Source organism: Winogradskyella sediminis (assembly GCF_003387355.1).
GTDB classification, from domain to species: Bacteria; Bacteroidota; Bacteroidia; order Flavobacteriales; family Flavobacteriaceae; genus Winogradskyella; species Winogradskyella sediminis.
Window position 1 is genome coordinate 864,752 of sequence record NZ_QUNH01000002.1, and the last position, 13,980, is coordinate 878,731.

At 33.7% G+C, this 13,980-nt stretch carries 13 protein-coding genes; 5 read left to right on the forward strand and 8 right to left on the reverse strand.

The annotated features are described in order from the left end of the window. Positions 1-25 precede the first annotated feature (25 nt). Together C8N41_RS11215 and C8N41_RS11220 are read left to right on the forward strand one after the other, a co-directional pair. Positions 26-3,121 carry a T9SS type A sorting domain-containing protein gene (locus C8N41_RS11215; protein ID WP_115839328.1) on the forward strand — a complete coding sequence of 1,032 codons (3,096 nt, stop codon included), beginning with the start codon at positions 26-28 and terminating at the stop codon, positions 3,119-3,121. A 76-nt stretch (positions 3,122-3,197) separates the two neighbouring features. Continuing rightward, positions 3,198-3,746 carry a hypothetical protein gene (locus tag C8N41_RS11220; RefSeq protein WP_115839329.1) on the forward strand — a complete coding sequence of 183 codons (549 nt, stop codon included), beginning with the start codon at positions 3,198-3,200 and terminating at the stop codon, positions 3,744-3,746. Between the two features lie 83 nt (positions 3,747-3,829). Here the strand turns inward: C8N41_RS11220 and dnaN are convergent, their stop codons facing one another. From dnaN to C8N41_RS11250, 6 genes are all read right to left on the reverse strand, one after another. Beyond that, complete coding sequence (gene dnaN, locus C8N41_RS11225; RefSeq protein WP_092447251.1) at positions 3,830-4,948, reverse strand: DNA polymerase III subunit beta; 1,119 nt, start codon at positions 4,946-4,948, stop codon at positions 3,830-3,832. 224 nt (positions 4,949-5,172) lie between these two features. Further along, positions 5,173-6,843, reverse strand: a complete 1,671-nt coding sequence (gene gldG, locus C8N41_RS11230; protein WP_092447252.1) for a gliding motility-associated ABC transporter substrate-binding protein GldG — start codon at positions 6,841-6,843, stop codon at positions 5,173-5,175. After that, positions 6,830-7,327, reverse strand: coding sequence for a hypothetical protein (locus C8N41_RS11235; protein WP_115839330.1), 498 nt, complete (start codon positions 7,325-7,327; stop codon positions 6,830-6,832). Before C8N41_RS11235 ends, gldG begins: the two co-directional genes overlap by 14 nt. Positions 7,328-7,331: 4 nt before the next feature. Next, a complete protein-coding gene (gene gldF, locus C8N41_RS11240) occupies positions 7,332-8,051 on the reverse strand; it encodes a gliding motility-associated ABC transporter permease subunit GldF (RefSeq protein WP_115839331.1) in 720 nt (239 codons plus the stop codon). A 69-nt stretch (positions 8,052-8,120) separates the two neighbouring features. Continuing rightward, positions 8,121-8,417, reverse strand: a complete 297-nt coding sequence (locus tag C8N41_RS11245) for a putative quinol monooxygenase (protein WP_115839332.1) — start codon at positions 8,415-8,417, stop codon at positions 8,121-8,123. Positions 8,418-8,420: 3 nt separating this feature from the next. Next, on the reverse strand, positions 8,421-9,257 hold the full coding sequence (locus C8N41_RS11250) for an SAM hydrolase/SAM-dependent halogenase family protein (protein WP_092447256.1): 837 nt from the start codon (positions 9,255-9,257) through the stop codon (positions 8,421-8,423). A gap of 121 nt (positions 9,258-9,378) precedes the next feature. On the opposite strand from C8N41_RS11250, the gene C8N41_RS11255 reads away from it, so the two are divergent. From C8N41_RS11255 to C8N41_RS11265, 3 genes are all read left to right on the forward strand, one after another. Then, on the forward strand, positions 9,379-10,332 hold the full coding sequence (locus tag C8N41_RS11255) for a PhoH family protein (protein ID WP_092447257.1): 954 nt from the start codon (positions 9,379-9,381) through the stop codon (positions 10,330-10,332). A gap of 131 nt (positions 10,333-10,463) precedes the next feature. Next, entirely contained in the window at positions 10,464-10,979 is a 516-nt protein-coding gene (locus C8N41_RS11260) for a hypothetical protein (protein WP_092447258.1), read from the forward strand. A gap of 120 nt (positions 10,980-11,099) precedes the next feature. After that, positions 11,100-12,044, forward strand: a complete 945-nt coding sequence (locus C8N41_RS11265; protein WP_115839333.1) for a phosphoribosylaminoimidazolesuccinocarboxamide synthase — start codon at positions 11,100-11,102, stop codon at positions 12,042-12,044. An 83-nt stretch (positions 12,045-12,127) separates the two neighbouring features. Here C8N41_RS11265 and C8N41_RS17235 read toward each other — a convergent pair whose 3' ends face one another. Then, positions 12,128-13,369 carry a collagen-like domain-containing protein gene (locus C8N41_RS17235; protein WP_317124577.1) on the reverse strand — a complete coding sequence of 414 codons (1,242 nt, stop codon included), beginning with the start codon at positions 13,367-13,369 and terminating at the stop codon, positions 12,128-12,130. 5 nt (positions 13,370-13,374) lie between these two features. Further along, positions 13,375-13,893, reverse strand: a complete 519-nt coding sequence (locus C8N41_RS11275) for a T9SS type A sorting domain-containing protein (protein ID WP_115839334.1) — start codon at positions 13,891-13,893, stop codon at positions 13,375-13,377. Between the last annotated feature and the right edge of the window lie 87 nt (positions 13,894-13,980).

Genomic DNA, 13,980 nt, shown 5'->3' on the forward strand with positions numbered 1-13,980 from the left:
ATTAATTGAAAAAATCTCAACTAAAATGAAAAAAACTTTACTCTTATTTACAACCTACTTGTGTTTGGGTTTGTTTTCGGCTTTTGCCCAAAATGTGAACATTCCAGATGTTAACTTTAAAGCATATCTTGTTGGAGATACAGCTCTTAACACTAATAATGATTCAGAAATTTCTGTAGCCGAAGCACAAGCTTTTACAGGAGCATTAGATGTAAGCAATTTATCAATTGCAGATTTAACTGGTATAGAAGCCTTTATTAATATTACTGGACTAGATTGTTATAGTAATAATTTAACAGCTATTGATGTAAGTAGTAATTTGGCTTTAACACGTTTACATTGTGCTGATAATAGCATCACATATTTGGACATAAGTTTAAATACGCAGATTGATGAAATTCTGTGTTATAATAATCAACTTACAAATTTAAATATAGCCAATGGTAAAGGTGCTGCGTTTACATACATGAAGTCTTATAACAACCCTAATCTTAGTTGTATTCAAGTAGATGCTGGAACTGCACCACCGGCTAACGTAGGTGTGTATGATGTGGGATGGACGCGAGATTTAGAAACTAGAGTCGTAGAAGACTGTAGTACTAGTATTACTTATGTGACCATTCCAGATGCTAATTTTAAGTCTTATTTAGTTGGCAACAGTACAATTAACATAGATTATGATCAAGAAATATCTGTTGAAGAAGCTCAGGCGGTTACAGGAGCATTAGATGTAAGTAGTTTGTCAATTTCAGATTTAACTGGTATAGAAGCTTTTATTAATCTTACCGCATTAGATTGTAGTGATAATACAATATCTGCTTTAGATGTGTCAACTATTACAGGTCTTACCAATTTAAATTGTAAAGAAAATAATATTGGTAGTTTAAATGTGCAGGGGACTTCTTTAATTACCTTGGATGCTGAAGATAACAGTTTAACGAGTTTAGATGTTTCAAATCTAGCGACCTTAACAACTTTAAATACGAGATCAAATAGTATTTCAAATTTAAATCTTCAAGGTGCAACTGCTCTCGAAGTTTTAGATTGTAGCGATAATAGCTTAACTACGTTAAATGTAAGTTTAAATACAAATCTTATTGATTTAAATTGTAGTGATAATAACTTAACGACTGTAGATGTGACTAATTTAACAACTTTAACAGATTTAAATATTAGTGACAATGCCATCTCATCAATTGTACTTACCGCGAATTCTAATTTAAATAGTTTAATTGCAAGCGATAATAACTTTGCTAGTATTGATGTTTCTAATAACACTTTGTTAACTGAATTAATTGTGGCAAGTAATAGCTTAACAAGTATAGATATTACTAATAACACAATGCTTACTGCTGTAGATTTCCAAGATAATTCAATCAGTAACCTAGATATTAGCAATAACCCTAGTTTAACTAGAATTCACGCTGCTTTTAACCAATTTACAACTTTTGATATTAGCGCCTACCCTCAAATAAATCAATTGTTAATCTATGACAATCAACTTACTAGCTTAAACGTGGCTAATGGTAATAACTCTAATTTTGTATATATGAAGGTATATAATAATCCTGATTTAACATGTGTACAAATAGATTCAGGATATACACCAAACCAAGTAGGTGTGTATGATAATGGATGGACAAAAGATACAACCACAAACTATAGTGAAAATTGTATACCTACAGTGTATTATGTGAATGCAAATGCTACAGGGAATAATGACGGAAGCTCTTGGGCAGATGCTTTTACTACCATCAACGATGCATTAAATAATGTATTATTAAATGATGAAATTTGGGTGTCTCAAGGTGTGTATAGTCCGGCAACAGCTACTTCAGTTCTCACATTAGATTTAGAAAGTTTAAAAATCTATGGAGGTTTTGATGGTACTGAGTCAACCATTGCAGACCGAGATTTAACTAAAGTATTTACCGATAACGCTACTATTATTTCTGGAGATATTAATGGTGATGATATTGAAGGTGATTTCACAACTCATAAAACCGATAACGCTACAACATTAGTTAGCCTTGAGGCGGATAACGTAATTTTTGATGGTTTTGTACTTCAGAATGCGTATACCTCTGGTTCTAGTCCAGTAATAGCAGCTAATACCGATGTTACCAATTTTACATTAAGAAACACATGGATTGCAGAGAATTATAGTAATGGATTGCTTTTAGATTGGAGAGATTTTTCTGGAGACTTGGTGGTTGAAAATGTAGCAATAACCAACAATGCGACCAATAATGGTGTTGTTTTGGTAGAGCATAGCGCTTCAAATTCAGATGAGTTAACGTCTCATTGGTCAAATATTCTATTTACAGATAATACGTATAATTCAGACTTTGGTGCAATTTGGTTTAGAAGAGGTTCATCTTCTAATGGTAACAGAAGTATAGTTCACTATTTAAATAATGCTACAATTGTAAATAACGTTAACAACCATGCTTCCGTTGAACACGTTATTAATGTAAGTGGAAGTGGTTGGATTCGTCTTGAAACACGAAACAGTATTTTTTGGCAAAATAAATATAATGGAAACCAATTCAGTACGGTAGATATTGAAAACAGTAAAACAAGTGAAGGTGATAGCCAAACCATAAATGTTTACAACGCTGTAGCGCAGGTTACATCAGCTGCAACTTCTGGGACTTACAATGAAAGTAATTTGACGATATTAGACCCATCAACGGATAATGTAAATTTAGATGCTGCTTATAAACCAACGACGGCTTCAAATTATATCATAGATCAAGGAGATAATACGTATTATGACACAGCTATTTTTGCAAGCTTGGATTTATCTGGGAACGATAGATTTTTCAATAGCACTATAGATTTAGGTGCTTATGAGTACAATTCTACATTAGGTATTGATGATGTTTCTTTAAACACAAATGCAGTAAAACTATACCCAAATCCTGTAACTGATACATTACATATTCAATCTACTGCACAGATTGAGAGTGTAACTATTTATACCATAAATGGGCAGTTAGTTAAACAATCTCAGGGTATAGATAATGGAATCAATGTGTCTAATTTACCTGCAGGATTATATCTTATTCAAATGCAAACTGCTACAAAAACCGTAAACCAGAAGTTTCTTAAAAACTAGGTTATTAGCTTGTTAATAGTATTAAGCGCTCACTACTGTGGGCGCTTTTTTTACCAAATCACATAAAATTTATAACATGAAATCACTTAAATATTTTGCAATAGCATTATTTGCCTTAGTTATGACGGCTTGTGCTTCAGATGATAGTTCTAATTCAAATTCTTATGAAAATAATATTACAATAGAAGCTTCTACATACCCAATGAATTCCGCTCTTGTAGAGACTTCATTTAATAGTGTGTTTTTAAATTTAACTAACATTACAGAGGCACAAATAGAAGATTCTTTTTCTGGAGTTACAATTAATAATGTCGATTTGTTTTCCATACAAATTAATGATTTTGATTTGACTCCTAATAGAACTTATGACTTATCTGAAATTTCGAGTTTAGAATTCATTGTAAATGGAAGTATTGTCGGTGGAGAGTATGAAGATGGTTTTTTTCAGTTTTATAAAAGCGGAAGCAATTCAAACTTAGAAATAACCGAGGGAAGTTTAACCATTATTGATTATGATGTAGAGGGTATTCAGTTAACATTTACATTTACAAGGGCAGATGGTGAGGAAATTTCTGGAGCTTATGAAGGTGCGTTTATTTATATAAATAACACAGATTTAGATTAATAATAGCAAAGACATGCTACAAAAAAAGCTCACTAATAGTAGTGAGCTTTTTTTATATATAAATATTATGAGTAATAAATAGTTTAGCTATTAAGCATCACAGGCATTACAAGCATAGTTACGTGTTCACCTTCATCTAAACCGTCTGTAGGTGTTAAGATACCAGCTCGGTTTGGTAAACTCATTTCTAGTTGTACGTTATCTGAGTTGAGGTTGTTAATCATTTCAGTTAAGAAACGCGAGTTAAACCCAATTTGCATATCGTCACCTTGGTAATCACAAGTTAAACGCTCTTCGGCTTTGTTAGAGTAATCGATATCTTCAGCAGAAATGTTTAATTCTGCACCAGCAATTTTAAGTCTAATTTGATGTGTCGTTTTATTAGAGAAAATACTAACACGCTTTACTGAGTTTAAAAATTGATTTCTATCAATAACCAATTTATTCGGGTTCTCTTTAGGAATTACCGCTTCGTAATTTGGATATTTACCATCAATTAAACGACAAATTAAAACTGAGTTTTCAAAAGTGAACTTAGCATTAGATTCGTTGTATTCTACTAGAACATCGTCATCGCTACCTGCTAATATCCCTTTTAAAAGATTTAAAGGTTTTTTAGGCATTATGAATTCAGCGGATTCAGTAGCACTGACATCATTTCTTGTATATTTCACTAATTTGTGCGCATCAGTTGCGACAAAGGTTAAGTTGTCTTGAGAAAATTGAAAGAATACACCACTCATCACTGGTCTGAGATCATCATTTCCTGCTGCAAAAATGGTTTTACTAATTGCAGTAGCTAAAATGTCTCCCATTATAGTAGTGGTACTGGCATCTTCAATAGAAACCGCATTCGGGAATTCTGCGCCATCAGCGTAAGCTAAAGCATATTTACCATGATTAGAGCTAATTTCTACCGTATTATTTTCTTCAACAACAAAAGTTAAAGGTTGTTCAGGAAACGTTTTTAACGTATCTAAAAGCAGTCTTGCAGGTAATGCAATACTTCCTTCAGAATCACTTTCAACATCTATTGTAGCAGACATCGTAGTTTCTAAATCACTAGCCGAAATGGTTAATTTTGATTGACTAAGTTCAAATAAGAAATTGTCTAATATTGGTAATGTATTACTGTTATTAATTACACCTCCTAAAACTTGAAGCTGCTTTAATAAATAGGTACTTGAAACAATAAATTTCATGTGTTATATCTTAATTGTTTTTTTAATTTGTTACATGGAACATCTCAATTTGAAATTTTAAGATAAAACCCAACCGCAATGGTTAGATGTTTCATGCTGAATAGATGTATTTTATACTTTTAATTCGTACTACAAATATATCTTAATAGAAGGGTTTTTTAAAACAAACTTATTAACAAATTCTGCTATTTATTGCGGTGTTTTATTGCATTAAAAACAACTTTTTAAGATGTGTATTTACGTTTTCTTAAATAATTAAAGGCAAAACCAAAGAGCCCTAAAAGTATGAGTGGCAAAGCAATATTGATAAATTGCCATGTAGATTTGCTATTTTTTATTTTTTCAGCATCTAAAAAAGCGATATTTATTTCTTTAGATCGTATGTTTATAAGTCCAGAATCGTCTAAAAGATAATTTACAGTATTTAGTAAAAATTCTTTGTTTCCAAACGATTTTCCTGTGAGTTGATCAAAGCCTAATTCTTGTGGTCTATTTCTAATAATCTCATTTTTTATGACATCACCATCTGAAATAACGACCATTTTTGTTGTGGTACTTTTAGATTTATAATCTTGGACTTTAAAAGGTAAGATACGATGGTCATAAACCGAAGAAAATTCACCTTCTAATAATACCGCTAAATTTTGTGGACCTTGATTATAACTGGCTTCATCAGGAGGACTTGTAACGTTAGATAATGAAATTGTAGTAGGTGCTCCTTCTAACTTTGAGTTGGGTGAACTTTGTAACAGAATAGACTTTTTAATACTGTTTTTTAAGGTGTCTATCGGACTAGCAAAATCAAATTTTACCAAATTTAAATTCTTCGTAATAGGATGCTTCGGATTAGATGCCGCTAAAGGTGAATATTGCCATTGTATAGGTTGCATTTGTGTTTGGCTACCTTCTCCAATCGCTAACATAATAGGCGCAGAGAAGAGGTCTTTTACTAATGTGGGATTTACACGAACACCGTATTGAAAGAAAAAATCATTGAGTTGTAAATCGCGCATAATCGATACTCCTGTTCCCGTCTGGTTGTATAAGCTGTCCTTATCCATAGCAACAGATTCTGTTAACCATAAACTTTTTCCGCCATTCATGGTGAATTGATCTAAGACTAGCTTTTCCTTTTCAGTAAATGGAATACTTGGTTTAGCTGAGATAATTAAATCGTATTGATTTAGTTTATCTAAAGTGCCTTGCGGATTAGTAGCTACACTATCTAACGTAAATTTGCCTAAATTATAATAAGGTTTTAATGTTTCGAGAAAATTAGCGATAGAAAGATCACCCAATTGTCCATTTCCTTTTAATATGGCAATCTTTTTATTTTTTGCTTTTACAAGTTTACTAAATCCGTCCGCAAATGCATATTCTAATGCTTGTACAGAATTATTAATTTGTTCTGGTAAACCTTCGGTAATACTTCGTTTTAGAAGTGGAATTTTTAAGGTTTGATCTTTATAACTGGCAAAAGCCCAAGGAAAAATTATGTCTTGTGTTACTTTTCCGGTACTATTATCAGTATTAATATAAGGTTCTAATCCGGCATTAGTGAGTTGTTCAATATATTGTTGACGCGTGGTTTCATCTTCAATAGGATCAATATAATTAACAAATATCTGATTTGATTCTAATTGAAATTCATCAATAATTTGTTTGACTTCGGTTTGAAGTAATCTAAATTCTGAAGGAAAATCTCCTTCTAAAAATACATCGATTATTAAAGGCGAATCTAAATCGCTTATTAAGTTTTTTGAAACTTCAGAAAGTGTGTAGCGTTGATCTTTTGTTAAATCGAAACGTTGATATACCGCACTCGAAACAGCATTAACAATGATGAGACCAGCAATGATAATAACAATAGATAATATAGATTTATTCGTTTTCATTCTCAAAAGTTATGTCTTCTTGATAAGTTTTTAATGCCACAACGGTATCGTTTTTAAATGTAATTTCAACACATTCTCTCTCGCCTGTAAACGCGCCAGGTTTTATACCTAATCCGTAATTCCATTTATTAGTATCGTGTGTGTTTTTTGCTTCATCCCAAGTTAACCATTCGGCTTCACCTAAAAGCGCAGTTATTTGTTTTTTTGAAGCCGTCATTAGTGTATCGGAAGCTACTGTATGATCTATCATTTCATATCGCAATGCAGGCTGCTCTAACCATGTTTCGCTATCAAAATATTTTTGGTAATGGTAGCTACTTATAATATTTAAAAACGGATAAAAAATAAAGAAAAAGGCAAAAGGGGTTAATATCAAACTGATGATGCCAGATAGCCATTTGCGCTTATCTACAGTGTTTAAAAATAAAAACAACAGTATAAAAACAACGATGAGGAATATGACTAATAAAGGTGTGATGATCATAAGGTTACTTTTGAATTCTAAGTTTTGTAAATAACAAAAAGGCTAAAGCGATACTAATAAAATAAACTAAATCTCTAGTGTCTATGACTCCGCGACTCATGCTATTGTAATGAGCAGACATTCCTAAATTTTCGATATTAACGAGGTTGCTAAATACATTATAGTTAGATAAGCCCTCAAATCCAAAATAGAAAAAGAAACAGATAAAGACGGCAATGATGAAAGCCACAATTTGATTGTCTGAAAGTGTTGAGGCAAATACACCAATAGCTGTATAAGCAGCAACTAAAAAGAGCAGTCCAAAATAAGAGCCTATAGTACTACCCATATCGAGATTACCTTCAGGATTTCCTAATTGTGAAACGGTATAAACATAAAGAAACGTCGGTATCAAAGCCATTACAATCAGTGCAAATGCTCCAAAATATTTCCCTAATACAATTTGAAAATGTGAAATAGGTTTGGTTACTAATAACTCTAAAGTACCTTGTTTTTTCTCATCACTAAAACTACGCATAGTTACTGCTGGTACTAAAAAAATAAGAATCCATGGAGCGAGTAAAAAGAACGATGCTAAACTTGCTTGTCCTGTATCTAAAATATTAAAATCTCCTTTAAAAACCCATAGAAATAAACCGTTGAGTAATAGAAATACACCAATAACTAAATAGCCAATTGGTGAAGCGAAGAAGGTGTTTATTTCTTTTTTTAGTATTGCTAACATAGATTAGTGTTCAATATTTAGTGTTCATAATTCAGTATTTTTATGTTAGCTGTTGCTAACAGCTAACAGCTATTTAAGCGAAGCGACTTTGTCTACACTCCAAGCTTCAGGCTTAGCACTAAATAATGGCTTTGTGTTAGCCCATACACCTTTAAACAAATCGGAGTGTCTGTAAAGATTTAGCTCCGTTTCAGAATCCCAATAACTGTATGTAAAGAAAATATTTGTCGCATTCTGATCGCGATATAATTCTAAAAAATTACAGCCATCGAAATTGCGAATTTTTTCTTTAACCACCTCAAAATCAGCTAAGAATTCTTCAATTTTAGTAGGTTCAAAAGTCATTTTTACAATTCTTACTAACACCTTTTATTCGTTTAAAAAATTTACAGTTACCGTATCCATAGTTTTTAAGCCCATTAAAGTAGATGCGCCTCCAACAGTTGTGCAATTGCTTTTGTAAACCGCAATCTCTAAATAACCAGAAGAGTTAAACACAACCAAACCTTTACCTTCTACAGTGCGGTTAGATTCTTCTAAACTAAAATCTATAATATCACTGTATTTGTTATGTATTTTTTCGAATTTATGATTCCGAGCCGAAATTTCATATGTTCTCGTTTTCTGAATAGATTCAAAAAATTTACGCTTAATATTTGTAACGACATTACCATAATTATCAATATAAATCACAGTGCCAATAATTTGGTTGTGCTCGTCGTTAATAAATGGAATTAAATTCTTTATAGGTTTAATAGTGTTAATAACTTTTCCGATGACGTCTAAGGTACCTCCACGTGCAATATGGCAAGCTACCTTTACAAAAATATCGAGTACAGGGAAATTGGTTTCAACCCTATCATGAATGTTAATTTCTACAATCTTTTCTGGAGCTATGTCATTACAAATCATACTCATAATGCCGTTATTAGCACATATAAAGTAATGGTCGTCTAGTTTTAGTGCAATGTGCTTATTTTCAGGGCTTAACTCCGAATCGATTCCTATTAAATGAATCGTTCCTTTGGGGAAACTACTGTAAGCATTTTGAATAATATATGCCGCTTCAGAAATATTAAAAGGGGACACTGAGTGCGAAATATCTACAATTTTTATCTCATCAAGTTCACTATAAATAGCTCCTTTTATGGCTCCCGCAAAGTGATCTTTTTCTCCAAAATCAGTCGTTAAAGTGATTATCGCCATGGATTGATTGTTGATATTTTTTTAAGAATTATGGTTGTAAAATTATTAGATTTGTGTGTCACCACAAGAATTACAAAATTAAGAAAAGAAAACAGATTAACACACTAAATACATCTCGCTTTTGAATGAACTTATCTTAGAACTCGAAGAAATATCTCCAAAGGAATTCTTCGGAGCGCAAAATGCAAATATTAAACTTTTAAAAAACTATTTTCCAAAACTTAAAATAGTAGCTAGAGGCAATAAATTAAAGGCTTATGGCGACGAAGATTTACTCGAAGAGTTTGATCGAAGAATGACCATGTTAATGAAACATTTTGCAAAGTATAATAAGCTTGATGAAAATGTGATTGAACGTGTGTTAACAAGTCAAAGCAGTGCAGATTATACCACAACAGGTAAAGGAGATGAAGTTATAGTCCATGGAGTTGGAGGCAAACTAATTAAAGCACAAACCGCAAATCAACGTAAGTTGGTAGAAACTATGCGAAAAAATGATATGGTTTTTGCTATCGGTCCAGCCGGAACAGGTAAAACCTATACTGGTGTGGCATTAGCTGTAAGAGCTTTAAAAAATAAAGAAGTTAAGCGTATCATTTTAACACGACCAGCCGTTGAAGCTGGTGAAAATTTAGGGTTTCTTCCAGGTGATTTAAAAGAAAAATTAGATCCTTATATGCAGCCGTTGTACGATGCGTTACGCGATATGATTCCTGCAGAAAAATTAGAAAGCTATGTAGAAAAAGGTGTGATTCAAATTGCTCCTTTGGCTTTTATGCGAGGTCGAACTTTAGATAATGCATTTGTAATTTTAGATGAAGGACAAAATACGACCCATGCCCAAATGAAAATGTTTCTCACCCGAATGGGAAAGAATGCAAAATTTCTATTAACAGGAGATCCTGGTCAAGTAGATTTACCGCGTCGTACTATTTCGGGATTAAAAGAAGCCCTTCTTGTTTTAAAGAACGTAGAAGGTATTGGCATGATTTATCTTGATGATAAAGATGTTATTCGTCACAAACTCGTTAAAAAGGTCATAGCAGCTTATAAGAGCATTGAAAATAGAGAATAAGGTGTTAAGCTCTGTTTTACAGTAAATTAGCTGTTTTTGCCTTCTGATTATATAAGATTATCACGAAATTGTATAAATCTTTTACATGTAAACCTGTTTAAATTTGTCCACATAACCAAAATTTAAATAACATGAAAAAGACATTTTTAATAATCGGAATCGTATTAGGATTAAACCCATTATTTGGACAAGAAGAAGACATTGATCTCAATGCAGATAATTCGTGGCTTAAGGCGGGTATAACTGCAGGAGTACCTGTTGGAGATGCAGATGATGTGTCCTCCTTTGCTTTAGGTTTAGATTTGAGAGGTCAATATTTATTTAATCCAAATTTAGGAGTGGGTATCGCTTCGGGTTACAGTAATTACTTTGGAGAAGATGATTATGATGATTTCGGTATTGTGCCAGTTGCAGGGTTTATTCGTTATTATTTTACACCAGATGGGCTTTTCTTTGGTACAGATTTAGGATATGGATTTGTAACAGGTGTTGATGACACAGATGGTGGACTGTACGTAAATCCACAAATCGGTTACCATAATCGTGATTGGAATTTTTACGCATACTACCAAAATACCTTTGCAGAAAATGATGTAGATATTCAGGCTGTAGGAGTAGGTGTTACTTATAATATCAGATTTCAATAAAGAAAATCATATAAAAAGTTAGATTAAAGAGGAGAAATTTTATTTCTCCTTTTTTATTGAGTTTATTGTCTGACCCAAGTAAAGAAATTACATTTGTAGTTCAAAATAAATGATGATATCATGAACACCATAATAGAAACCAATTTCAATTTTCCAAATCAAAAGAGTTTTTATAAAGGAAAAGTAAGAGCCGTTTATAATATTAATGACGAGCAATTGGTAATGGTTGCAACCGATCGTTTAAGTGCTTTTGATGTGGTAATGCCAAAAGGGATTCCTTACAAAGGGCAAATTTTAAATCAGATTGCTACAAAAATGATGGAGGAGACGGAAGATATAGTCCCTAATTGGTTGCAAGCGACTCCAGATCCTAATGTGGCTGTCGGAGAGCTTTGTGAGCCATTTAAAGTGGAAATGGTAATTCGTGGTTATATGTCTGGCCATGCAGCAAGAGAATATAAATTAGGGAAGCGTGTGCTCTGTGGAGTTGCTATGCCAGAAGGTATAAAAGAAAATGACAGATTCCCAGAACCTATTATTACACCAGCTACAAAAGCTGAAATGGGTGATCACGATGAAGATATCTCTAGAGAAGATATTTTGAAAAAAGGCATTGTTTCTGAAGCGGATTATATGATTCTTGAAGATTATACCAGAAAATTATTTCAACGTGGAACAGAAATTGCTGCAAATCGAGGCTTAATTTTGGTGGATACCAAATACGAATTTGGAAAAACTAAAGACGGTAGAATTGTTTTAATTGATGAAATTCATACACCAGATTCTTCGCGTTATTTCTATGCAGAAGGTTATCAAGAACGTCAAGATAGAGGTGAGGCTCAGAAGCAATTGTCTAAAGAGTTTGTGAGGCAGTGGCTTATTTCTAACGGATTTCAAGGTTTAGAAGGACAAACACTTCCAGAAATGAGTAATGCTTATGTGCAGTCTGTAAGTGAGCGTTATATTGAGTTATTTGAACAGATCACAGGTGAAACTTTTGTGAAAGCAGATGTGTCAGATATACATAATAGAATTGAAACTAATGTTTTAAACTATTTACAATAAACAAAACCAAAAAGCTGTTTTAAAATGAAAAAGGTGTATAAATTATTTATACACCTTTTTTATTTATTTATATAAGTCTTTGTTTATAGGGCATACCATGAACCGCTTAGATAAATAAGTTGCACTGTGCTGCCGGTTAATGTCAAGGGATCTGGGATTATAGCGCCAGCAGCTTTTAAGCTTTTTCCGTTTGCATTTAAGACCGTATTACCTTCATGATAAATATATACAATTTGACCTTCTTGAGGAGTTGCTGGTAAAGTTAATGTCATTGTACCAGAGCTTATAACAATTTGACTTTCTGTAGTGATAGTTGTATTAGAACTTACTACAGTGACTGTGTAATTTCCGCCATCAGCGCCATCTGCTCCTGCAGGTCCAGTTGGTCCTTGAGGTCCCGTAGCACCAGTTTCACCAGCAGGTCCTGCAGGTCCAGTTGGTCCTTGAGGTCCCGTAGCACCAGTTTCACCAGCAGGTCCTTCAGGTCCAGTTGGTCCTTGAGGTCCCGTAGCACCAGTTTCACCAGCAGGTCCTTCAGGTCCAGTTGGTCCTTGAGGTCCTGTAGCACCAGTTTCACCAGCAGGTCCTTCAGGTCCAGTTGGTCCTTGAGGTCCTATAGCACCAGTTTCACCAGCAGGTCCTTCAGGTCCAGTTGGTCCTTGAGGTCCTATAGCACCAGTTTCACCAGCAGGTCCTTCAGGTCCAGTTGGTCCTTGAGGTCCTATAGCACCAGTTTCACCAGCAGGTCCTTCAGGTCCAGTTGGTCCTTGAGGTCCTGTAGCACCAGTTTCACCAGCAGGTCCTTCAGGTCCAGTTGGTCCTTGAGGTCCCGTAGCGCCAGTTTCACCAGCAGGTCCTTCAGGTCCAGTTGGTCCTTGAGGTCCTGTAGCGCCTGTTTCACCTATAGGACCAGGAATAGAACTACCAGATGTTTTTGCATATAAGGCATAGGGTACACTCATTAATTGACTAATTCCTGTTATGGTATAGTTCGTTCCTCCTGTAGGGTCGATTTCAGTTTTAATAAAATATAAATTGCTTCCCCAATCAATATCACTAAAAATACCAGTGGTATTAGTTCCGGTACCTATCTCAATAGACAATAAACCGTTATTATTTGTAGTAGGGTTTTGTGTTTCAACATAGATCGCATTACCATTAGTAGATCCTTCTAAAAGGCTAATTTTAATGCCTATATTCTGATTGGCTAATATTTGGTCACTACTGTTTCTTACTATCGCTTGATAACTAATTTTATCTGGGGCTTGTGCCATAGCGGTTAATGATGTGGCTATCAAAATAAGAATTAAAGTAATTTTTTTCATTTCGGTTAGTTTTTAATTATTTTAAAGATTTGGGATGTTTGGTTTGTAGTGTTTTCAATTTGAAGTAAATAGGTTGCTATTTCTAATTGATCTACATTAATTGTGGTAGTTTTAGCAGCAACTTTTCCTTGGGTTACCAATTGACCTAGTACGTTATACATTTTGTACGTAAGCGTATTGGGTTTAAAATCATCAATAGTAATGTTTAGTTGAGATGCTGTTGGATTAGGATAAGTAGTGATTTCTAAATTGGTTTTAACATCGACTACGGTGAGTGTTTGGTCTTCAAAATAGAATTGAATACCTTGAAAAGCAGAGATGTCGCCATCTGTTGTGGTATTCTGCACAACTTGTCCAACAGAATAGTTAACACTACCACCTGTACCTGTGATATCGCCACCTGCGGCAACTACGGTGTCTTGAGCCTCCATATAATTGAAGCTTGAAATAAGCGCTCCTAAGAGTAAAAGAGATCTTGGGCTTAACCGCAACGTGTACGCGCTAGCCAATTTGGTTGGTTTCATAAAGTAGGTTTTTAAATTTGGTTAATATGCTTGTTTTATCGACAAAAGGTTGATTTAAGCGGTTCAAATGTAGTTTAAATTTTAATA

Coding starts and splice junctions, on each gene's coding strand:
- C8N41_RS11215 (WP_115839328.1), top strand. CDS start 26: ATGAAAAAAACTTTACTCTTATTTACAACCTACTTGTGTTTGGGTTTG.
- C8N41_RS11220 (WP_115839329.1), top strand. CDS start 3,198: ATGAAATCACTTAAATATTTTGCAATAGCATTATTTGCCTTAGTTATG.
- dnaN (WP_092447251.1), bottom strand. CDS start 4,948: ATGAAATTTATTGTTTCAAGTACCTATTTATTAAAGCAGCTTCAAGTT.
- gldG (WP_092447252.1), bottom strand. CDS start 6,843: ATGAAAACGAATAAATCTATATTATCTATTGTTATTATCATTGCTGGT.
- C8N41_RS11235 (WP_115839330.1), bottom strand. CDS start 7,327: ATGATCATCACACCTTTATTAGTCATATTCCTCATCGTTGTTTTTATA.
- gldF (WP_115839331.1), bottom strand. CDS start 8,051: ATGTTAGCAATACTAAAAAAAGAAATAAACACCTTCTTCGCTTCACCA.
- C8N41_RS11250 (WP_092447256.1), bottom strand. CDS start 9,257: ATGGCGATAATCACTTTAACGACTGATTTTGGAGAAAAAGATCACTTT.
- C8N41_RS11260 (WP_092447258.1), top strand. CDS start 10,464: ATGAAAAAGACATTTTTAATAATCGGAATCGTATTAGGATTAAACCCA.
- C8N41_RS11265 (WP_115839333.1), top strand. CDS start 11,100: ATGAACACCATAATAGAAACCAATTTCAATTTTCCAAATCAAAAGAGT.
- C8N41_RS17235 (WP_317124577.1), bottom strand. CDS start 13,369: ATGAAAAAAATTACTTTAATTCTTATTTTGATAGCCACATCATTAACC.
- C8N41_RS11275 (WP_115839334.1), bottom strand. CDS start 13,893: ATGAAACCAACCAAATTGGCTAGCGCGTACACGTTGCGGTTAAGCCCA.